17 protein-coding genes are annotated in these 21990 nt (G+C 68.8%); 13 read left to right on the plus strand and 4 right to left on the minus strand.

All coding sequences use genetic code 11. The features are described 5' to 3' along the window. Positions 1-85: 85 nt before the first annotated feature. The 4 genes from AB0N17_RS01025 to AB0N17_RS01040 all read left to right on the plus strand — a co-directional run bounded on the left by AB0N17_RS01025 (position 86) and on the right by AB0N17_RS01040 (position 6015). Positions 86-2614, plus strand: a complete 2529-nt coding sequence (locus tag AB0N17_RS01025; protein WP_366008918.1) for a SpoIIE family protein phosphatase — start codon at positions 86-88, stop codon at positions 2612-2614. Positions 2615-3056: 442 nt separating this feature from the next. Beyond that, positions 3057-4487, plus strand: coding sequence for an MFS transporter (locus tag AB0N17_RS01030; RefSeq protein ID WP_366008919.1), 1431 nt, complete (start codon positions 3057-3059; stop codon positions 4485-4487). A 47-nt stretch (positions 4488-4534) separates the two neighbouring features. Continuing rightward, positions 4535-5230: a transporter gene (locus AB0N17_RS01035; protein WP_366008920.1), complete on the plus strand. Its 696-nt coding sequence runs from the start codon at positions 4535-4537 to the stop codon at positions 5228-5230. Between the two features lie 173 nt (positions 5231-5403). After that, entirely contained in the window at positions 5404-6015 is a 612-nt protein-coding gene (locus AB0N17_RS01040; protein WP_366008921.1) for a TetR family transcriptional regulator, read from the plus strand. 114 nt (positions 6016-6129) lie between these two features. Here the strand turns inward: AB0N17_RS01040 and AB0N17_RS01045 are convergent, their stop codons facing one another. Further along, complete coding sequence (locus tag AB0N17_RS01045) at positions 6130-7773, minus strand: long-chain fatty acid--CoA ligase (RefSeq protein ID WP_366008922.1); 1644 nt, start codon at positions 7771-7773, stop codon at positions 6130-6132. A 297-nt stretch (positions 7774-8070) separates the two neighbouring features. Between AB0N17_RS01045 and AB0N17_RS01050 the strand changes: the two genes are divergently transcribed. From AB0N17_RS01050 to AB0N17_RS01090, 9 genes are all read left to right on the plus strand, one after another. After that, complete coding sequence (locus AB0N17_RS01050; protein WP_366008923.1) at positions 8071-9525, plus strand: NAD(P)/FAD-dependent oxidoreductase; 1455 nt, start codon at positions 8071-8073, stop codon at positions 9523-9525. Positions 9526-9692: 167 nt separating this feature from the next. Beyond that, entirely contained in the window at positions 9693-10298 is a 606-nt protein-coding gene (locus AB0N17_RS01055) for a hypothetical protein (protein WP_366008924.1), read from the plus strand. Between the two features lies 1 nt (position 10299). Further along, positions 10300-11655 carry a glutamine synthetase gene (locus AB0N17_RS01060; RefSeq protein WP_366008925.1) on the plus strand — a complete coding sequence of 452 codons (1356 nt, stop codon included), beginning with the start codon at positions 10300-10302 and terminating at the stop codon, positions 11653-11655. Continuing rightward, the gene (locus AB0N17_RS01065) at positions 11652-12758 is read left to right on the plus strand and encodes a zinc-binding dehydrogenase (protein WP_366008926.1); all 1107 of its coding nucleotides are present in this window, start codon (positions 11652-11654) and stop codon (positions 12756-12758) included. The genes AB0N17_RS01060 and AB0N17_RS01065 overlap by 4 nt, the downstream gene beginning before the upstream one ends. A 2-nt stretch (positions 12759-12760) precedes the next feature. Then, entirely contained in the window at positions 12761-13537 is a 777-nt protein-coding gene (locus AB0N17_RS01070) for a gamma-glutamyl-gamma-aminobutyrate hydrolase family protein (protein WP_366008928.1), read from the plus strand. After that, positions 13534-15042: an aldehyde dehydrogenase family protein gene (locus AB0N17_RS01075; protein WP_366008929.1), complete on the plus strand. Its 1509-nt coding sequence runs from the start codon at positions 13534-13536 to the stop codon at positions 15040-15042. Before AB0N17_RS01070 ends, AB0N17_RS01075 begins: the two co-directional genes overlap by 4 nt. Before the next feature lie 101 nt (positions 15043-15143). After that, positions 15144-16013, plus strand: coding sequence for a phytanoyl-CoA dioxygenase family protein (locus AB0N17_RS01080; protein WP_366008930.1), 870 nt, complete (start codon positions 15144-15146; stop codon positions 16011-16013). Between the two features lie 183 nt (positions 16014-16196). Next, positions 16197-17225, plus strand: a complete 1029-nt coding sequence (locus AB0N17_RS01085; RefSeq protein WP_366008931.1) for a dihydrodipicolinate reductase — start codon at positions 16197-16199, stop codon at positions 17223-17225. 110 nt (positions 17226-17335) lie between these two features. Beyond that, positions 17336-18622, plus strand: coding sequence for an aminotransferase class III-fold pyridoxal phosphate-dependent enzyme (locus AB0N17_RS01090; RefSeq protein ID WP_366008932.1), 1287 nt, complete (start codon positions 17336-17338; stop codon positions 18620-18622). Positions 18623-18735: 113 nt separating this feature from the next. Here AB0N17_RS01090 and AB0N17_RS01095 read toward each other — a convergent pair whose 3' ends face one another. Genes AB0N17_RS01095 through AB0N17_RS01105 form a run of 3 tightly spaced genes read right to left on the minus strand, consistent with a single transcriptional unit; the run spans position 18736 to position 21886 of the window. Then, positions 18736-19836: a phosphotransferase family protein gene (locus tag AB0N17_RS01095; protein ID WP_366009148.1), complete on the minus strand. Its 1101-nt coding sequence runs from the start codon at positions 19834-19836 to the stop codon at positions 18736-18738. Further along, complete coding sequence (locus AB0N17_RS01100) at positions 19836-21074, minus strand: acyl-CoA dehydrogenase family protein (RefSeq protein WP_366008933.1); 1239 nt, start codon at positions 21072-21074, stop codon at positions 19836-19838. Before AB0N17_RS01100 ends, AB0N17_RS01095 begins: the two co-directional genes overlap by 1 nt. A 29-nt stretch (positions 21075-21103) precedes the next feature. Further along, complete coding sequence (locus tag AB0N17_RS01105) at positions 21104-21886, minus strand: SDR family oxidoreductase (protein ID WP_366008934.1); 783 nt, start codon at positions 21884-21886, stop codon at positions 21104-21106. Positions 21887-21990 lie beyond the last annotated feature (104 nt).

Raw genomic sequence — 21990 nt, forward strand, 5'->3', positions numbered from 1 at the left:
CCGGTGTGGGTCGCTCGATGGGAGGGATGGGGGGATTGGTCACAGGGGTGCTCCGCACGCAGGGATCTTGACAAGATCCAGCCGATTGGACAAGGTCAATCGACTAGATCATACGATCAACATGTGGAAATGGGCTAGGTGCGGGATCCGGCGATACATTGGACAGGCCACGGCTCCGTACTTCGGGACAGTCGGAACGGCCATGACTGAGCGCAGCAGCCCCCAGAACGCGGGATTTTCGCGAGGTGGTCCTTCTGCGGGTGCGTCCGCGGCCGATGACGCGATCATGGTGCTGGACGACGAGCTGCGGCTCGTGGGGTGGAGCCGAGAGGCCGAGGCGTTGTTCGGGTATCGCCCGGACGAGGTGTTGGGCCGCCCCGCCGACGCGATCCTGGCTGACGCGGACACCGGCACCGGTGTTTTCGCCGGCAGGGGGCGTCGTGGGCGGACGCCGGACATCCGACCAGTGCGTCACCGTGACGGGCATCGCGTCGACGTGGCCGTGAGCTGCCGCCGCTTGCCCCACGGCACATCCGGCGTCACCTGGCTCGTCCAGGCGATGCCCGCGAGAGAATCGGACGAGCAGGCCGTCGATCGGGCCGTGCTGGCCGGGCTCTACCGCCAGTCACCCGTCCTGCTGACCATCTATGAGACGGACGGCCGGATTCGCTGGTTCAACCATGCGGTCGAGGCTCAGTTCGGCGTCCGCGTGGAGGAATGCGCCGGGAAGTTCCAGTCGAGCCTCCTCTCGGTGGGGATGCTCCTGTATGACGAAGGCCGTGAGGTGCGGGACGTCGAGGACATCATCCGCGGCGTCGCGCGGACCGGCGAACCAGTGATCGACATGCGCTACCGGATTGTCAGCCCACTCGAGCCACTGCGTGAACGCGTCTGGACCGCCTCGTACTTCGTGCTCAACGACGAGGACGGCGTGCCCGTCGGGGTCTGCGAGACCGGCGTGGACATCAGTGAGCGTTACGTGGCGCGGCAGCGCCTGACCTTGCTGAGCAGGGCCGGGAGCAGTATCGGTGCGACTCTGGACATGCGGCGCACGGCGGGTGAGCTGGGTGACCTGGTGGTTCCCCAGTTCGCGGACGCGGTCGTGGTCGACCTGTTCGCCTCGGTGCTGAGCGGGCAGGAACCTCCGGTGCCGGTGAACGGCGGCAAGGCCGGTTCCGAGCTGTGCGAGGTGGCGCGGAACGCTCGTGCCGAGGCGGTCGGTGACATCGCGGCTGCGGCTCTGGACGCGGCAGGTCCGAGATGTCTCGCGGACTCCGCGCCCGTCTTCGACCCGACGTCCGGTGCTCTGGTGGTGCCGTTGGAGTCCCGGGACGTGGCGATGGGGGTGGTGGCCTTCGTGCGATCCGCGCCGCGTGATCCCTTCGATGCCGAGGAGGTCGCGCTGGCCGAGGAACTGGCGTCCCGTACCGCGGTGTGTGTGGACAACGCCCGCCGGTACGCCCGGGAGCACGCGACCGCGCTGATGTTGCAGCAAGACCTGCTGCCCCGCGCGCTGCCCCGGCCGGCCGGGGTGGAGTTCGCCCACCGCTACCTGCCGGCAGTGGGGCCGGTGGGTGTCGGTGGGGACTGGTACGACGTCATCCCGCTGTCCGGGGCACGTGTCGGGTTCGTGGTCGGGGACGTGGCGGGCCGTGGAATGAATGCGGCTGCCACGATGGGGCGTCTGCGTACCACCGTAGCCGCTCTGGCAGCCCTTGATCTTGCGCCCGAAGAACTTCTCGCTCGCCTGGACGACCTGGTGGTCCAGTCCGGTGCCATCCGGACCGCGGACGAGGCGGAGGACCAGGCGTTCGGTGTCACCTGCCTGTACGCGATCTACGATCCGGTCTCGCGGCGCTGCGTCATGGCGCGCGCGGGTCACCCCCCTCCCGTTCTGGTCGCGCCCGGCGGACGGGCCGAACTCCTCGACCTTCCCGCCGGGCCTCCGCTGGGTCTGGGCGGCCTTCCCTTCGAGAGTGCGGAAGTCGAGGTTCCGGAAGGCGCGGTGCTCGCGCTGTACACCGACGGGCTGGTGGAAGGCCGGGACCGGGACATCGGCGTGGGGATTCGCGCCCTGTGCGAGACGGTTTCCCGCCCTGGGCACGACCGCCTGGAACACCTCTGTGACTCCGTCACCGCCACGCTGCTGCCACGGCCGCCGGACGACGACGCCGCCTTGCTCCTGGTCCGGATGCACGCCCTCGCCGAGGATCAGGTGTCCACGTGGGACATACCCGCCGACCCCGGCGAGGTGGCCCGCGCGCGGTCGCTGGTCCGGGAACGGCTCGAACGGTGGGAAGTCGACGAGGGCGCTTCCTTCACGGTGGAACTCGCCGTCAGCGAACTGGTCACCAACGCGATCCGCTACGGCCGCCCGCCGGTCCGCCTGAGGCTGATCCGGGAAAGCGGACTCATCGTCGAAGTCTCCGACGGCGGTCACACCTCCCCGCATCTGCGGCGAGCCGCGATGGAGGACGAGGGGGGCCGCGGCCTCTTCCTCGTCGCACAGATGACGCAACGCTGGGGAACCCGCTACACGCCGACCGGCAAGACGATCTGGACCGAACTGTCGCTGGATCCCCACGACCTCACGCCCCTGGCCTTCGGACTGTGACCGGCTGGTACTCCACGCACCGCCGTGGCCGAGCCATGGATTTTCTTAGTCATACGTCTTGAACGGATGACCAACTTGGTCTTAGCGTACGGGGCGGCGCCGCTCCCGTGCACCGCCCCAGCGGGCGGAGCGGTCCTGTCATGGCAAGAACAAACTTGCCCTGCCTCCCTGCCGACGCCCTCGTGGGCGCCGCGATCGAGGTGATCACGAGGGGCCGTGACGTGATCACCGAAGGGCTCTCGACGGGCGACGACCTCGCTTTCCTGTGCCCCGGGGAAACCCCCTTCCGCCCATGACCTGCTCGGCCATGAAGGCGGCATCGCCATCGCCATCGCCATCGCCATCGCCATCGCCGTCGGCGCCGGGCTCCCGGGCCACATCTGATCAGGAACCGGAGAAACCCATGACAGAAATCCATCGGTCTGACGCACTCGCCCGTGAGGTGCCTTCTCGCCCTGCGCCGAACAAGGGGGTGCTCATCGGCGTAGCCGCGCTGCTGGTCGTCCTGACCAACGCGGTCGTCTTCGTCCTGCCGCCCCTCCTGCCGATCATCCAGGCGCAGTACCACCTCGCCACAGTGGCCGACACGACGTGGGTCTACTCGGTGCTGACCCTGGGCGGCGGAGCCGGCTTCATCCTGTTGCCGCGTCTCGCCGACGTGTACGGAGACCGGAACGCCTCCGTGGCGGCCTCCGCGTTCCTCACGGTCGGCGCGCTCATTCCGGCCGTCGGTGACTCGTATCCGACCCTTCTGGTCGGCTGTACCCTGATGGGCTTCGGTGGCGCGGCACAGCTGCTGCCGCTCGGTTTCCTGCGCCGCAATCTCGGCGAGAGCGGCATCTCGGTCGGAGTCGCGGTCCTGGTCATCGCCACCGGCGTCGGCATCGTCGCCGGCATGATCGGTGGCGGCTTCATCGTCGAGAACCTGTCGCTGCGAAGCTTCTTCGTCATCCTCACCGCTGCGTGCGCGGCCACGACCGCTGCGTCCTACGCCACGATCCCGCACGCCCCGCCTGCCGAGCGCGCCCGCCGTATCGGAGTGCTCGGAACGGTGTGGATGATCGCTTGGGTGGCGGCCATCCTGCTCACTCTGACCCAGGGCCTCGTGTGGGGCAGCGGCGCGCTCATTCCGCTGGCGGCCGGCGTCATCGGCGGCATCGCCTGGGTGCGCGTGGAGCGCAGGTCGTCCTCGGCGGTGTTCGACGTGGCACTGATGAAGGCGCCCCTGGTCACCGCTTCGTGCCTGTGCATCGCGTTGTTCGCGGCGGTGAACTCGGCCTTCCTGCTCCTGCTCAGCACGTACGCCCAGATCACTCCCGGGGCTCTTCGGCCCGCGGATGCCTACGGCCTCGGGCTCAGTGCGCTGGACACCGCCTGGCTCATGGCGCCCTTCGCGGCTGCGTTCCTGCTCCGCGGTTCGGTGCTCGACCGCGCATTGTTCAACGGGCGCGGTGTGCCCGTCTTCGTCCTCGGAGCGCTCATCAGCGCAGCGGGACTGGTCTGGCTCGCCGTGGCGCACGACCGTCCGTGGCACTACCTCGTGGGCGCCGCCGTGATGGGTCTCGGATGCAGGATCGGCTACACCGCAAGCTTCACCCTGGTGCAGATGGCGGTTCCCGAGGAGAAGGCCGGCATGGCCGCCGGTGCCGCCGGCACCTTCATGGCCGTGGGTTTCGCTCTCGGCACGGCGCTGGTCAGCGGCGACCTCAGTGCCTCCGTGGTCCCGGTGCCCGGAACCGGACTCGAGGTCGCCGCAAAGGGGCTCTACGGCATCGGCTACGGGATCTCCGGCGTCCTCGCCCTGCTCGTCGTGGTGACCGTGCTGACCTCACGTGCCCGGTCCGGCCGGCGGGCCGAAGCCGCCGCGTCCTGAACCAGCCTCCTCGCTCGGAGAGGGCCTGACCAAAGGAACCGCAAGCCATGAAAGAACTGCTGCTCATGCTGGCAGACATCTGGATGATCTTCGCCGGCTTCTTCTACGGATGGAAACTCATCCGACGGTACGGAAACCACCTGCTCGGTCTGGAGTGGTTCATCGTCGCCACATCCGGCTCGAACTTCCTCGTCTGGTCCGCCCTCGGAGGTGACGAGGCCAGCCCGATGTACGCCATCGCGTACTTCTTCGACGCTTTCTCGCGATCGGTGGGCGTCTCCCTGATTCTCATCATGGGCCTGATGCGCGTGACGCACCGGTACAAGCCCACGCCGGCGGTCGACATCGGCGTGTTCGCGCTGGGCATCGTCGCCGGCCTGTATCTGCGGCAGTTCCACGGCCATGGGTTCCACGTCGTGCCGGCGACGTTCTACGTCGTCGTCAACGCGATCTCCACCGTGTTCCTCGCCTACCTCTCGTGGCGCCTGTGGAAGATCCGTGCCAGGGGCCTGGCCATCGGTGCTGCGCTGACCACTGCCGCGGCAACCGCGATCGCCGTCACCTACGACTTCTTCCCGATTCCCGGCGACGACGCGTACGGCACCACCTTCTACATCTTCGCTCTCACCACCTGGGGAACCCAGGCCTTCGTGTACTTCCTCTCCTACCGCGCTCTGCACGACCACAACGCGGCGACGGGTACGGAGCCGACCTCGGACCGCAGGAGCGTCGCCCAGGCCTGAGCGACGCACCGAGGGCCCGGCACTCGTGACGGGCCCTCCACCGGAACAAGGCGGTCGGCCGCAGGCGCGCGGCGCCGGCCGTCTTCTTCGCCCTGAGGAGATGTCTGGACCATGATACGTTGAAGTGGTTCAAATGACTGAGTCAGTTCCTCTGGGAGTGTGGGATGGCATACGTGTCGGCGGAGGCGCGGCGGGAGCAGCTGATCGAGGCGGCTGTGCGGGTGATCGCTCGCGAGGGCGCCGACGGAGCCACGACCCGGAAGATCGCTGATGAGGCGAAGGCGCCTCTCGCCTCCCTCCATTACTGCTTCCAGAACAAGGAGAACCTCCTGCTCGCCGTCTTCGCGCAGCTCTCCGAGGAGTTGCCCGTCGAGGTCGATCTGCCAGAGGGTGAGGATGCGAGTCTGGGACTCGTCATCGAGCAGTGCTTGACGCGCACCATGCAGTGGAGTGTGCAGAACCCCGTCCGGATACGGGCCATGATCGAGGTCACGCTGTGGGCCGAGCGCTACGACCCCGAGCTCTCCGTCGGCTTCTACGACGCCTTTCTCAAGTCGTCGGAGGCCGTCCTGCGTCAGGTCGACGTACCGCTCTCGGACGAGGAGCTCAACTCTGTACTGAGGGTCGCGATGTCTCTGGTCGACGGGCTCTCGCTGCAGATGTTCACGGATGGCGACACGGAGCGCACGCTGCGCGATACGGCGACCGCCTGCGCGATGCTGAAGGCCTTCCTGAACCAGAGCGCGCGAAACGCCGGCGGGGTGGGCGATTCCGCGATCGCGTGACCATCGGCGCGGGTGGGAGTGGCTCGTCGAGCCGGGCTCTCGCCCTGGCCCTGGTCCGCTCCGGGAAGCGCCGGCGGGCCGTGGCTCCCGAGGGCCCACCGACGCGGCCGACTTCTAGTCCAGGCGGATGAAGGCGAGTCGGCGATCGGCGTACTCGCGACGGAGGACCTTCTTGTCGAACTTCCCCACGCTGGTCTTGGGGATCTCGGCGACGAAGGCCCAGCGTTCCGGGAGTTGCCACTTGGCCCAGCTCTCGGCCAGGTGTTCCCTCAGTACCACGGCGTCGGCCGGTTCACCCGCGCCCTTCCTCAGGACGACGGCCACGCAGGGCCGTTCGTCCCAGCGCTCGTCGGGGACGCCGAAGACGGCCGCCTCGGCGACGGCGGGATGCGCCATGATGTCGTTCTCCATGTCGATGGAGGAGATCCACTCGCCGCCGGACTTGATGACGTCCTTCGCCCGGTCGACGAGAGTGAGGAATCCGTCGGCGCTGATCCGGCCGACGTCGCCGGTCCGCAGCCATCCGTCGTCGAAGGCGCCGGCTTCGTCCGGCCCGTCGTCCGGGCTGTAGTAAGAGCCCGTGATCCAGGGCCCTCTGACCTCCAACTCGCCCAGCGACTCACCGTCGTGGGGCACCGGGGTGCCGTCGTCGCCCTTGAGCCTGAACTCGACCAGCGGCGCGAACCGTCCTTGGCTCATCCTGTAGCGCCACCGGGCTTCACCGGTCGCACGGGCCGGCGGGTGGGCCACCGTGCCCACGGACGAGGTCTCCGTCATCCCCCAACCGTGGACGACCTTGACCCCGTGACGCTCCTCGAAGGTCTTCATCAGCGTGGGCGGCATGGCCGAGCCTCCCACGACCACTTCGCGAAGGTGGCTGATGTCCTGCGGGTGGGTCGCGAGCCTCGCGGCGAGTCCCGTCCAGATGGCCGGTACGGCAGCGGCGGAGGTCGGTCGCTCCGCCGCCATCATGGCCAGCAGCGGCTCGGGCTGCAGGAAGCGGTCGGGCATGAGGAGTGACGCGCCGGAGAGCATCGACGCGAACGGCAGGCTCCAGGCGTTGACGTGGAACATCGGCACGATCGCCAGACACGTGTCGCTCGTCGCCAGCCCCATCGCGGCCGGAGTGGTCACGTGCATCGCGTGCAGGAAGAGCGAACGGTGGGAGTACACCACGCCCTTGGGATCGCCCGTGGTGCCCGAGGTGTAGCACATCGCCGCGGCCGAGCGTTCGTCCAGCACGGGGAAGTCGTACACGGCGGGCTGCGCCTCCAGGAGGGGCTCGTAGTCGAGGACCTCGACCCCCCGAGGCGCGCGGAAGCCGGCCGCGTCACCGTTCACGACGATCACATGACGCACGGTGTGGAGCCGGGGGAGTACCTCTTCGAAAGCGGGGGCGAGCGACCCGTCCACGAACACCACGCGGTCCTCTGCGTGGTTGGCCGTGAACACGATCTGCTCGGGGAAGAGGCGGATGTTCAGGGCGTGGAGAACCGCGCCCATGGCGGGGACCGTGGCGTAGACCTCCATGTGCTCGGTGTTGTTCCACATGAACGTCGCCACGCGATCGGAAGGCCCGACGCCCAGGCCGCGCAGGGCGTTCGCCAGCCGGGCGGCCCGCGTGCCCAGTTCACCGAACGTGCGTCGGCGTGCCGCCCGGCCCGTCCAGGTGGTGACGGTGGCGTCGGCGTGCACGGAGGTCGCGTAGCGCAGCAGATTGGCGAGCGACAGTGGCCCGTCCTGCATCGTGCTCAGCAATTCATTGCTCCTTGGATCGGGCGGTCGCCGTGTCGGCGTGCGGGTGCGCGGCAGTGGTGATGCCTGGCCGCGGAGGACGCGATCGACTTCGCCGGGGGTTGACGCCGGGCCGGAGGGCCTGGCTACCATCAAGTGGGACGAATGATCTAGACGTCCGATCTAGTCAGATGACTCTACTCAACTCCGCGAGGCCGTCGCAATGCCCTGTCGAGGGGCGACCGGGAACGCCGTGCACGTGGTGCCGGGCCGGTCCGACGTGCCGAACGCATCGTGCGGACAAGGCGGGAAGTGACCTTTATGGACCAAACCATTGAGCGCGTCGACGTGGTGATCGTCGGCGCCGGCCTCTCGGGCATCGCGGCGGCGGTCGAACTGACGGCGACGCACCCCGGGCGGTCGTTCGTCATGCTCGAGGCGCGCGACGACGTCGGGGGAACGTGGGACCTGTTCCGGTACCCCGGGATCCGGTCCGACAGCGACATGTTCACGCTGGGGTACGGCTTCAAGCCGTGGACCGCCGAGAAGTCGATCGCCTCGGGCGAGGCCATCCTCGACTACCTGAAGGAGACCGTCGACGAGTACGACCTGGGGCGGCGCATCCGCCTCGGGCGCCGGGTTCTCGGCGCCGACTGGTCGCAGGACGACCGCTCCTGGATCCTGGAGGTCGCGGGCCCCGCCGGCCGCGAGCGCATCGCCTGCTCCTACCTCTACATGGCCGCGGGCTACTACGACCACGACAGCGGCCACAAGCCGGAGTTCCGCGGCCGGACGGCGTTCCGCGGATCGATCGTCCATCCCCAGCAGTGGCCGGCCGACCTCGACTGCACCGGGAAGCGGGTCGTGGTCATCGGATCCGGTGCCACCGCGATCACCCTGGTCCCGGCTCTCGCCCGGAACGCGTCGAAGGTCACGATGGTGCAGCGGTCGCCTTCCTACGTGGCCATCGACTCCGATGTCGACGATGAGGCCAACCGGCTGCGCGCCGAGGTGGGGGAGCAGGAGGCGTTCACACGGATCCGGCTGCGCAACGTCCGCGACCAGCAGGCGAGGTACCACTTCGCCCGCACCGATCCCCAGGCGTTCAAGAAGCCGCTCTTCGACGAGATCGAGAAGATCGTCGGCCGCGACTGCCGGGAGAGGCACTTCACTCCGGCTTACGAACCCTGGGACCAGCGCCTGTGTCTGGTGCCCAACGGGGATCTCTTCCACGCCATCCGGGACGGCAAGGCCGAAGTGGTGACGGGGCACATCGAGACGTTCACCGAGAACGGCCTCCGTATGACGTCCGGCGAGGAGGTTCCGGCCGACGTGATCGTGACCGCGACCGGCCTGCAGCTCGTCACGCTGGGGAAGGTCCGGTTCAGCGTGGGCGGTGAGCCGATCGACTTCTCGAAGACCGTCACCTACAAGGGGGTTGCCTTCAGTGGGGTCCCGAACCTGCTGATGGCCTTCGGCTACCTCAACTCCTCCTGGACGCTCCGCCTCGAACTGGTCAACCGCTTCTGGAGTTCGCTGCTCACCAGGATGGACGAACTGGGCGCGACGGTCGTGACGCCTGTTCTGCGCGAAGAGGACCAGGACATGTCGCGGGGGCCCTGGATCAAGGACGTCTCCTCGGGCTACCTCGTGCGCCACATGGACGACATGCCGGCCCAGGGCGACCGCGAGCCGTGGATCAATCCCCAGGTCCACGAGCAGATGAGGGCCCTCCTGAGCGCACCTGTCGAAGACGGCGTCCTGCGCTTCGCATAGCGCCTGACCATGGCCGAGTTCTTTGCCGCCATGTGATTGACACCCGCCCTTCACCGGGACTACGTTCAAGTCAAACGACTCAGTCAAATGAGCAAGTCATTTGATCGAGTTTCTGAGAACGGCGCCGGCACCCCGTGTACGGCCGCGAATGATTGAGGTGAGTGCCCATGAATGGCGCTGTGAGAATCGAGGTCGAGCCGGACCCGACTCCGCTCGTGCTCTCGCTGGCGAGGGCCATGCGCGAGAGCGCGGCGGTTCCCGAACTCCGTGATCTCCTCACGGGGCTGACCGGCACCGTGGCGCTGCGATCGCAGCTGGACGCCCAGACCGCGACCCTGCTCTTCGCCGAGGGCGGCGTGGACATCCACCACGGCGTGGACGAGGGCGCCGAAGCGATTCCCCTCGTGCCCTATTCCGATTACGCGCTCGCCGAGACGCCCGATGCGCTCGCCTCGGCGGTCGAGACGCTGCTGAACCCGCCGCTGCCCGACTGGCGTGATGCCGCATCGTCCTTCTGGGCGGCGAACCAGGGTTCGATCGGATTCCCCGAGGGGCTCCGCGTGGTCTGCCAGACCGAGGAGCAGGAGGTCCTCTTCGGGGAGGGCGCACCGGCGTACGAGGTGCACGGCCCCGCAGACGCGCTGGCGGCGGCCTTCAGCGGCCGCGGTGATTCCTTTCTGTTCGCGCTCGCGACCGGCGTCACCGTCGTCGGCAGTGTGGCGCACCTGTCGGCAATGTGTGGCGCGCACTGGAAGGCGAGATTCAGTGGCTGAGATGACCATCAATGAGCTTGACCGCTGGCTGGATGAGCACGGCATCACCTCCGTCGAGATCCAGGCCACCAACCTCGACGGCACGTTCATCGGAAAGACCCTGTCGCGGGGGAAGTTCCTGGGCGGCGTCGAGCAGGGATTCGCCTTTGCGGATGTCGTGTTCGGCAACGACCTGGGCAACACCCCGATCCTCGGCATCCCCTTCCCTTCCTGGCGCGGCGAACTCGCGGACATCTTCCTTCGCCCCGACCTCAGCACGCTGGTCGTGTGGAAGCCGGGTAAGGCGGCCGTCATCGGCGACTTCTGGACCAAGGACGGCACCCCGGTCTCCGTCTGTCCGCGCAACCTGCTGCGCCGCGTCGATGCCGACGCCCGGCAGCTCGGTTTCACGGTGAACACCGCCATCGAGATCGAAGCGACCGTTTTCGAGGAGTCGGTGCGCGAAGCCCGCGCCAGGGGCTACGAGAATCTCACTCCGCTCGGCGGCACCGGCGGAGGTGCCTATGTGCTCGCCAAGGACGCCGACTGGCGCGCGTACCTGGAGCGGGTGGAGGAACGGCTGCGGGGCGTCGGCGTCGACTGGGAGGCCTGGAACGACGAGGCCGCCGCAGGCCAGATCGAAGTGAACGTCGCGATGGGCGGTGCCGTCGAGGTCGCCGACCGGTGGGCCCGGGCCCGCCAGGTGATGCGCGAGGTGGGCCACGAGCTCGGCCGGACCGTGACATTCATGGCGAAGTGGTCGGACGCCTGGGGCCAGGCGTCGCATCTGAACCTCTCGCTGGCAACGCCGGACGGGAACGCCTTCTACAGCCCCGACGGTCCGTCTGCGGCGATGAGCCGGTTCATCGGCGGCGTGATGCCGGCGATGGCGGGTACGACGTCGATCGCCCTTCCCTTCATCACCTCCTATCGCCGGCTCATCCCCGCCGAGGGTCCGCCTACGACCATCAGTTGGGGAGTCGGCAACAAGACGACGGCGGTGCGCGCCGTCGTGGACCACCCGAAGCAGTCCCGCATCGAGTACCGCGTGCCCGGTTCGGACGCGAACATGTACCTGGTCACTGCGGCTGTCCTCGGCGCAGGCCTCTTCGGAATCCGCAACGAACTCGAGCCACCCATCCCCCTGACCGGCATGGCCTGGTTCCGCCCCGACGGGGAGCCGATTCCAGCGAGCATCAGCCAGGCGGCCTCGGCACTGGAGGCGGACAAGATCCTGCCCGAGGTGCTCGGAGGTGAGTTCGTCGGCTACTGGATCGGCACGCGCCTGTCGGAGTGGCTGTCGTTCCACACCGGCGGGGGCGATCCCGACTGCGGGATCACCCCGTGGGAGCGCAGCCGATACTTCGAGCTGGCATGAGCGCCCGGATAGCAGCCGCCGTCCTGAACACGGCGCCGGGCTCCCTCGAGCTGGAGGAGCTCGTGATCGACGACCCGGGACCGGACGAGGTCCTGGTGAAGGTGGCATACGCCGGTCTGTGCCACTCCGACCTCCACGAGATCGACGGCACCTTCGAGACCCAGCCGCCGATCGTCCTCGGCCACGAGGCGGTCGGCCGGGTCGTGGCCGCCGGTACAAGCGTGTCCGAGTTCGCGTCGGGGGACACGGTCGTGACGTGTCTGTCCGTGTACTGCGGCACCTGCGAGTACTGCGTGACCGGCAGGCAGACCCTGTGCCTGCACCGCTCACGACTGCAGCAGGAGCGATCCCGTCCGCGGCTGACCAAGAGCGACGGCCGGCCGGTGCGGCCGACCGCCGGCATCGGCGCCTTCGCGGAGATGATCCTCGTCCACAAGAACAGCCTCGTCACCATCCCGGACGACGTCCGTCCGGAGACGGCGAGCGTGCTGGGCTGCGCCGTCACGACAGGCATGGGCGCGGTCCTGCACGGCGCCCCGGTGCAACCCGGGCACAGCGTCGCCGTCGTCGGACTGGGCGGGGTCGGATTCGCCGCCCTTCAAGCCGCACAACTGGCCGGCGCAGCGCAGATCATCGGAATCGACGTCGTGCCGGGCAAGCTGGAGCGGGCCGTCCGATTCGGTGCGACGCACGTCGTCAACGCAAGGGAGGCCGACCCGGTCGCGGCGGTGCGGGCGATCACCGGCACCGGCGTGCACCATGCGTTCGAGGCGGTCGGCTCGGCCACCACGGCCGGACAGGCGTTCGCCATGCTCCGGCCGGGCGGGACCGCCACCGTGATGGGCATGATCCCGGACTCGCAGCCGATTCCGGTCCGAGGGGCGGAGCTCTTCCTGGAGGAGAAGCGCATCCAGGGCTCGTTCATGGGCTCCAACCACTTCAAGGTCGATGTCCCGCTGTACGTGCACTTCAACCGTATGGGCCTGCTCCGGCTCGACGACCTCGTGACCGCCCGGTGCGACCTGGCCACCATCAACGACGGATTCAAGGCCCTGGCGTCCGGACGGGAGATTCGCGTCGTCGCCCGGGTGGGGGAGGTGTGAGCATGAAGCCGTTGATCGGAATCACGGGCCGCCGGCTGAGTCTGGGCATGGTGGCAAGGACGTCCCGCCCCTTCCAATTCCAGTTCATCGACTCGTACTTCAGTGCGTTCGGCGACAGCGTGGCGGCTGCGGGCGGAATCCCGGTCAACCTGCCGTTCCATGCCGACGCGGAAGGCGTCATCGACCGCCTCGACGGACTCGTCGTCACCGGCGGGCAGGACATCCACCCTTCCCGATGGGGCGGCAGCGCTCGGGTCGACCCCACGGTCGACCCGAGGTGGGACTTCGATGTGCCGGACCCCGAACGAGACGAGTACGAGGCGGCCCTGATCGTGGCCGCACTCCAGGCGAACATTCCGCTCCTGGGCGTATGCCGCGGTCACCACCTGCTCAACGTCGTGCTCGGCGGCAGTCTCGTCGAACACATCGAAGAGGGCCCGATCGTCCACGTGTCCCCGAACTTCGCGCCTGACGACGGCGATGACGCACACACCGTCAGCTTCGCGCCGGGAAGCCTCGCCCACACGCTCTACGGGCCCCGGCGCGTCGTCAACTCCTGGCACCACCAGGCGGTCGACCGCCTCGGCCGAGGGCTCGCCGTCATGGGCACCACCGCCGACGGCGTCGTCGAAGCCATCAGGCTGGCCGACAGCCCGGTGGTGGGGGTGCAGTGGCATCCCGAGTGGATGGCCTCCCCCGACCCCGTCTTCGAGTGGCTCGTCGACCAATCGGCGGCGAACGCCCTCGGACCCGCCATGACAGGAGGCGCGACGTGGTGAACACGGAACGAACGGGCACCGCGCGTTCACTGGACGACTGGCTCGCTCTCAAGAGCCGGCTGAGTCTGTCCCACGGAATGTGGATCAACGGCGAATGGGCCGAAGCGAGGACCGGCCGGACGGCCACCCTCGTCAGCCCGCGCGACCAACTGCCCTTCGCGGACGTACCCAGCGCGGACCGCGACGACGTGGACCGGGCCGTCCAAGGCGCCGGGCAGGCGTTCTCGTCCCGAGTCTGGGCGGGCCTGGAGCCACGTGAGCGCGGGGCCGTGCTGATCCGCTGGGCGGACCTGCTCGACCGGCACCGCGACGAACTGGCCCTGCTGGTCGCGCTCGAGATGGGCAAGCCCGTCACGGTGGCATGGTCCGTCGAACTGCGCACCGCCATCAACACGATCCGGTGGTACGGCGAGGTCGCGGACAAACTGATGGACGAGTCGCCACGCGGCCGCAACAACTCCGTCGCCCTGGTGACGCGGGAGCCGCTGGGGGTCGTGGGCGCGATCACGCCGTGGAACTTCCCGATGACACTGTCGATGTTCAAGATTCCCGCGGCTCTCGTGTCGGGAAACAGCGTCGTCGTCAAGCCCGCCACGCAAACACCTCTCTCCCTCCTGCGCGCGGCGGAACTCTCCGCCGAGGCAGGCCTGCCGGCCGGGGTGCTCCAGGTGCTCACCGGCAGCGGTGCGACAGTCGGCTCGGCCCTGGCGCTGCACAACGACGTCGCCACGGTGACCTTCACCGGCTCCACGGAGGTCGGCAAGCAACTGCTGACCTACGCCGGACAGTCCAACGCGAAGCCGGTCTGGCTGGAACTGGGAGGCAAGTCCCCCAACATCGTCTTCCCCGACGCGCCGGACCTCGACGAGGCCGCGCGGATGGCCGCCTGGGCGATCTCCTTCAACAGCGGGCAGATGTGCACGGCGGGTTCGAGACTTCTCGTGCACGAGGACATCCGCGACGACCTGCTCGACAAGGTCGTGGACCATCTCGGCCGTCACCGGATCGGCGATCCGCTGGACCCGGAGACCACGATGGGGCCGCTGGCGTACGAGCAGCATCGCGACGACGTGCTGGACGAGGTGCGCAAGGGGATCGCGGAGGGAGCCCGGCTCGTCCTCGGATCGGACCGGAAGAGGGCCGACGGCCTGTACGTGGATCCGGTGGTCTTCGTGGACGTGGACCAGCACAGCCGCCTCGCCCAGCACGAGATCTTCGGCCCCGTCCTGTCCGTCACGACGTTCCGCGACGAAGCCGAGGCGATCGCCGTCGCCAACAACTCCGACTACGGACTCGGGTCCGCCATCTGGACCGGCGACCTCGCCCGGGCCCACCGCCTGTCGCGGGAGATCCAGGCCGGCCTGGTCTGGGTCAACTGTTACGAGGAGGGCGACACCTCGGTGCCCTTCGGCGGTCAGAAGCTCTCCGGTCACGGGTCGGACCGGAGCCTCCACGGCCTCGACAAGTTCACGACATTGAAGACGACCTGGATCGAACTGGCCTGATCCGTCGCGAAGACGATCGGCAGTCGACCGGGGAGGCCAGGATGCCCGCGGTTGATCGAGCAGTCGAACAACCTTTATTCCGATTGAGGGAGAGGATTCACATGACAGCACAGGAGAAGGCCCAGGCGGCCCTGACGTCGGTGGCGAACGACACGCCGGCGGAAGAGATTCTCAAGATCGTGAGCCGTGACGGCGGCGTCATCGTCAAGGACTTCCTGACGACGGACCAGATCGAGCGCTTCAACGCGGAGATCGCCCCGGCGATGCAGGCGCTCGACCCGGGTTCGACCCACGAGAACGAAATCGTGGCCGCGTTCCACGGCCACAACACCAAGCGACTCACGAACCTGGTGACGCACAGCGCCACGTTCCGCAGTGAGGTCATCGAGCACCCTCTGGTCCACGAGATCAGCGACCTGGTCTTCCTCCAGGAGTCGGGCACGTACTGGATGACCACCGCGCAGGTGATCGAGATCGGCCCCGACAGCCAGGCGCAGATGCTGCACCGTGACCTGGAGAACTGGTTCCCGTTCATCGGGATGGGGCCCAGCGGCCCGGAAGTCACCATCAACTTCCTCATCGCCCTGACCGACTTCACGGAGGAGAACGGCGCCACCCGGGTCATCCCCGGGAGCAACCACTGGAGCGACTTCGAGGACCGCGGGACTCCCGAGCAGACGATTCCCGCGGTCATGAACGCCGGAGACGTCCTTCTGATCAGCGGCAAGACCGCGCACGGCGGTGGGGCGAACAAGACCGGCGACGAGTACCGGCGGGGCCTGGCCTTCACCTTCAACGCGGGCTTCCTCACCGGCGAGGAGGCGTACCCCTTCCTGATCGACAAGGAGCTCGCCAAGACGCTCTCGCCGCGTGTCCAGCGCGTGCTCGGCTTCCGCTCCCAGTACCCGACGGGCTCTCCCGGCCTGTGGCAGGTCGACTACGCCGATCTGGGCGACTACCTCAACCTCTGAAGCCGGCCTGATCAGCTCACTGGGCGTCCCACCGACGCCCCATGAGCGAGACGTCCCGCAGATGACCGTCCAGCGGCGTTCTGCGGGACGTCGGCGAGGTTCGGCCCTAGTTTCCGCTCGTTGACCTGCGGGACGCGGGAGTTGGTGCCGTCGTCTCGCGTGTGCTGAAGGAGGCACGTGAACATGACCAAGGCGACCGGTGTCGTTCTCGTCGGACTCGGCGCCACGGGTATCGCCATCGCGGAGTCGCTGGTGAGCCGACGCGACTGCGAACTGCTGGGTGCGCTGGACATCGGGGTGGACAAGGCCGGAGTGCCCCTCGCCGACTTCGTCGCCGGTGCGCCGCGTGTTCCCGTGGTCTCTTCCGTCGTAGAGCTGCCGCCTGCCGACGTGGCCGTCGTCGCCACGTCGTCCTGGGTGGACGCGATAGAACCGACGCTCGTCGCCCTCGTGGAGCGTGGGACGAACGTCGTGTCGATCTGCGAGGAGCTGCGGGATCCGACCCGGAGCCACGCCCAGGCCGTGGCTCGCCTGGATCGGCTCGCGCGCGAGCACGGCGTCTCCGTACTCGGCACCGGCTGCAATCCGGGGATGCTGATGGACACGCTTCCGCTGGTGCTGAGCGGCCTCACGCTCGGGGTGGACCGTGTGTCCGTGCGGCGCACGGCGGACATGAGGCGCTACGGCGCGATCCTGAAGAAGTTCGGGCTGGGTCTCACGCCGGCCGAGTTCGACGCCGAGCGCGACGCGGGCCGCGTCATGGGGCACGTCGGCTTCGCGCAGAGCATCAGCGCCCTGGCCCGTGGACTGGAGTGGGATCTCGATGCGATCGAGGTCGACACCGTCGAGCGGGACATGATCGCGGAGACGGAACGCAAGGGGCGGCACGCCGTCATCCCCGCGGGAACCGTGACGAGCGTCCTGCACCGGGCCCGTGGACTGATGCGGGGGAAGGCCGTCATCGAACTGGCCACCCGTTTCGGCATCTTCGACCCGGAGGACGCCGTCGAACGCGGCGACGGACTCCTCCTCGTCGGTCGCGAGCAGACGATCGAAGTCGTCGTGCCCGGCGGGTTCGAGAGCTTCCTTTCCACCGTGGCCATGGCATCGAACGCCGTGACCGCGGTCGTCGAGGCGGAGCCGGGTTTCCGCACCGTCGAGGACCTGGCGGTGGGCGCCCTGGCCAGCAAGGGTGCCCGCGCCGCCCGCTGAGGCTCCCGAACGCCCCCTCGCCCGGCGGTACCGGGCGCGAACAGACACCGGGGCACCGACCGCCATCCTGCGCGGACCGTTCCGGTGACCGAGAAAGGAAGGAACATCGCATGGGTCTGGAGTCATCGCGCATCGCCTTCGAGCGAGCCCGGCGCAGTGTGGGAGCAGGGGTCGGCTCCGGCCTCCGCGCAGCCATGCAGCCCCATCCGCTCTTCGTGAGCGAGGCGCGAGGAGCCCATGTCTGGGACCTGGACGGCGACCGGTACATCGACTACGTCATGGCGTGGGGCCCCCTCGTCCTCGGACACGGCGACCCCCGCATCGTGGACGCCGTGCGCGACGTCGTCTCGCGGATGCAGGTCGTCGGCACCGGCCACGTCCTCGAATACGCGGCGGCGGAGTCGGTTCTTCAATCGGTGCCGCACGGCGAACGCCTGCTGTGGAGCAACACCGGGACCGAGGCGGTTCAGGTCGCACTGCGCCTGGCGCGGGCGGCCACGGGGCGCCGGCGGGTGGTGAAGTTCGCCAAGAGTTACCACGGATGGCACGACACCGTGTACGCAGGCTTGACCGACACGGGCCCCGACGCCGACAAGGGCGAGGTCGCCGAGCCGGCGAGCCGAGGCCAGAGCCCGAGCGTGCTCGACGACCTCGTGGTGGCCCGCTTCAACGACGTGGGGATGATGGAACGCATCCTCGCCGACGCCGTCGAGCGGGACATCGCCGCCGTACTCGTCGACCCGATCATGAGCAACGCCGGCGTCGAAGCACCTGCGCAGGACTTCCTGCAGACCTTGCGATCCCGTTGCGACCAGCACGGGGTGGTGCTCATCTACGACGAGGTGATCGCCGGATTCCGGATCGCCCGGGGCGGCGCCGCCGAGCGCTTCGGGGTGCACCCCGATCTGTCCGTCTTCGGCAAGGCCATGGCCGGCGGCTTCACCCAGAGCGCCGTCGTCGGTCGAGCGGACCTGATCGACCAGGTGAGCGACGGCGTGGTCCACGCCGGGACGTTCAACGGAAATCCCGTCGCGCTGGCAGCGGTACAGGCGACCATGGGAGTCCTCGCGGACCCCTCGGTGTACGAGACGCTCGAGAGCGTCTCCGCTCGGTTCGAGCTCGTGATCGGGGACCTGCTGGCCTCCGCGGCCCAACCCGCCCGTCTCAACCGCGTCGGCTCTCTGCTCCAGTTCGTCCCGGACCTCGATGTCACCGGCCTGCATGGGACCGGCGGTCCCTGGCCGCGGATTCTGGGTGGGATGCTCGCCCACGGCGTGGCGTTCATGCCTTCGGGCAAGATCTTCCTCAGCACTGCCCACCGTGGGACGGACATCGACGCCACCGCCGACGCCCTCGAGGCGGTTCTGCGTCAGCTGCGGGGGCCCGCAGAAGGCTGACCGCCGCGCGCTGCCCGAAGTCGTCGACGTCCTGATCGATCCCGGACGCCGGCAAGGACCGGTGCGTGAAGAGAGGCGACGGCGGTGTCCCTGTACCGGGACACCGCCGGCTGTCAGCGGCGACCGGGCGCCGTCAGGTTGGCGTATTGCCCGGCCCGCTCCAGCAGACGGGGGACACCCGTCTCGAGCGACGGCCCGAAGGACGTGTCATGGGGACGCTCACCACGCTGCCAGCGGGTGTAGATGGCCTCGCAGAAGATCGCTGCCTTCCACAGCGCGAGGGTCTGATACCAGGGCAGCGACGTCAGATCGAGGCCCGTGCGGCGCTGGTAGCGCTCTGCCAGCTGGCGCTGGGTGAGGTAACCGGGCGACCGGGTCACCCGGGTGAGCTCCAGCGGGGTGGTGGGGCGGCCTGCCTCGGAATAGGTGGCGGTGAGGTACCCCAGATCCGCCAGCGGGTCACCGAGCGTCGCCATCTCCCAGTCCAGGATCGCGAGGACCCTGGCAGGCGCCTGCTGAGCGAACATGAGATTGCCCATGCGGTAGTCGCCGTGCACCACCGAGGCCGCCTGACTCGCCGGCAGGTTGCGTGCGAGCCAGTCCGAGATACGCTCCACCGCGAGCAGGCTGCGTGTGGTGTTGACCTCCCAGAGCCCGCGGAACCTGTCGACCTGGCGGCGCAGATACCCCTCGGGGGAGCCCAGGGCGGCGAGCTCCCCTCCGCTCACGTCGATGCCGTGCAGAGCCACGAGGGTGTCGACGACCGCCTCGCTGGTGGCCCGACGCTGTTCGGCGGGGGAGAGGTGGGCCGGGACGGTATCGGTGACGACCGTCCCGTCGAGCCGGGACATGAGATAGAACGGCACACCCAGAAGCGACTCGTCCGCACAGACGGCGAGGATCTCCGGCACCGGCACCCCGTGTCCGCCGAGGATCTTCTGGATGCGGGCCTCGCGCACCATGTCGTGCGTCGACTTCGGCAGCGGCGGCCGCGGGCCACGGCGCAGGACGACGCGCTCACCACCCCGCTCGATCAGATAGGTGATGTTGGAGTGGCCGTCGCCGATGCGCTGCCACGCGAGCGGGCCGCTGCCGATGCCGTGGGCGTCGAGGAAGCCGGTGACCGCGTCGAGGACCAGGAGCGGAGGGCTGCCGAGGTGACGGGCCTTCTCCCAACCGGCGACGACCTCCACGCCATCAGGGACGGTGTCCATCACGCGCCCCCGTCCCGGCCGACGACGGCGTCGCCCCGGTATCGCTCACCGGCGCGGACCGCGGCGCCGCGGCCGGCCGAGGCCCGGCGGGCGATGGCCCACCGGTGGGTCTCGTTGGAGCCGTCGTAGATGCGGAACGGGCGGACCTCGTTCAAGTACTGCGCCAGCGGGAGCCCGTCGGAGACTCCGTCCCCGCCACAGATCTGGATGGCGCGGTCGACCACCCGGAAGATCGCCTCGGAGCAGTGGACCTTCGCGATCGACGACATCGCGGACCCCGCCTTCGGGTCGCTGTGCAGCAGCGCCGCCGTCTTGGTGATGATCGCGTCGGAGGTCTCGATGTCGATCACGGATTCGGAGATCAGGTGCTGTGCCAGTCCGAGCGAGTCGATCGGACCGCCGAACAGCTCCCTCTTCCCGGCCCGGTCCAGCGCGATGTCAAGTGCGCGCCGTGCCAGCCCCAGCCATCGCATGCAGTGGGTGAGACGGGCCGGCCCGAGCCGCACCTGGGCGTAGCGGAAGCCGAGTCCGACCTCACCGAGTACCGCCTCGTCGGGGACGAAGCAGTCGTCGATGTACAGATGCGGGTGGCCGCCGTCGATGGAGCGGTCGACAGTGTGGATCGCCTCGCCGATCCGGATGCCGGGGTTGGCCATGTCGACGAGGAACATGGTGGCCCCTTCGGGCGCGCCGTCCAGTGCCGGGGTCCGTGCCATCACGATGCAGAACGCCGCGCCCACAGCCCCGCTGGTGAACCGCTTGTGACCGTCGATGATCCAGCCGCCCGCGGTGCGCACGGCGTTGGTCCGCAGCGCCGCCGGGTCGGATCCGGCTCCCGGGTGAGGTTCGGTCATGCCGAAGCACGACCGTACGTCCCCCGCGGCCAGAGGCGCGAGATAGCGCTTCTTCTGCTCCTCGGTCGCGATCAGGTTGAGCATGTGCATGTTCCCCTCGTCGGGGGCCATGCAGTTGAGCACGCTGGGGCCGATCGGCGAGTACCCGGCTTCCTGAAGGATCGGCGACCAGTGCTCGATGGGCAGACCCTGCCCGCCGTACTCCTTCGGCACGTGGGGCGCGAAGACGCCGGCATCCTTCGCCGCCGCCTGCAGCCGGTCGCGGGTGACCTGGTCGAGACGTCCGCCCGGTGCGGGTTCGGAGTCGATGACGACCTCGCGTATGAATCGGCGGGTGCGCTCACGCAGCCCCGCGACTTCGGGAGGAAGGTGGGTGAAAGTCATGGCAGTCCTTTCGGGGGTTGGCGCGGTCGTTACGCGGTGCCGCCGGCGACCGTGAGGCCGCCGTCGACGGTGAGAACGTGGCCAGTGACCCAGGAGGAGTCCGCCGAGGCCAGATAGGCGACGGCGGAGGCGATGTCCGAGGGCACGCCCAGGCGCCGCAGGGGATAGTCCTCGGCCACCTCGGCCTCCTTGCCCTCGTACAGGGCTTCGGCGAACCGCGTCTTCACCACGGCGGGAGCCACGGCGTTGACCCGGATCTCCGGGCCGAGTTCGACGGCCAGGGTCCTGGTCAGGTGGGACACCGCCGCCTTGCTCACTCCGTACAGTCCGATGCCGGGTGCGGGGGTGTCGCCGGTCACCGAGGAGAGGTTGACGACGGTGCCGTGGCGCCCGGCGAAACACAGCTTCGGGTGCGCCACCGCGTCCTGGACCCAGGCGAGGGTGGCGAGAACGTTGACCTCCAGCACCTTGCGGGCGACATCGAGGTCCAGGCCGACGACGGGGCCGTACGCCGGGTTGATGCCCGCGTTGTTCACGAGGACATCCAGCCCGCCGAACTCGCGCGCGACGGTGTCGAAGACCTCACGGCGGTGTTCGGCGTCGTCGGCCTTCCCGGCGACGGTGATGACACTGCCTCGGGGCAGTGCGGCCGCGGCCTCCTCGAGGGGTCCGGCCTTGCGCGCGGTGAGGCACACGCGCGCGCCTTCGGCGACGAGCCGCTCGGCGACGGCGAGACCGATACCCCGGCTCGCGCCGGTCACGATGGCGGTGCGGCCCGAGAAACGGCCCTGGTCGGTGTGGTTGTCACTCATGGATCAGTCCTTCGAGGGGAAGCCGGACCGGTGCCGTCGGTGCCGCGAATTTCGGCGCGCCGGAACTTGCCGTTCTGGGTCCTGGGCAGGTCGTCGTTGAAGTG

The organism is Streptomyces sp. NPDC051133 (genome assembly GCF_040682635.1).
Taxonomy (GTDB): Bacteria; Actinomycetota; Actinomycetes; order Streptomycetales; family Streptomycetaceae; genus Streptomyces.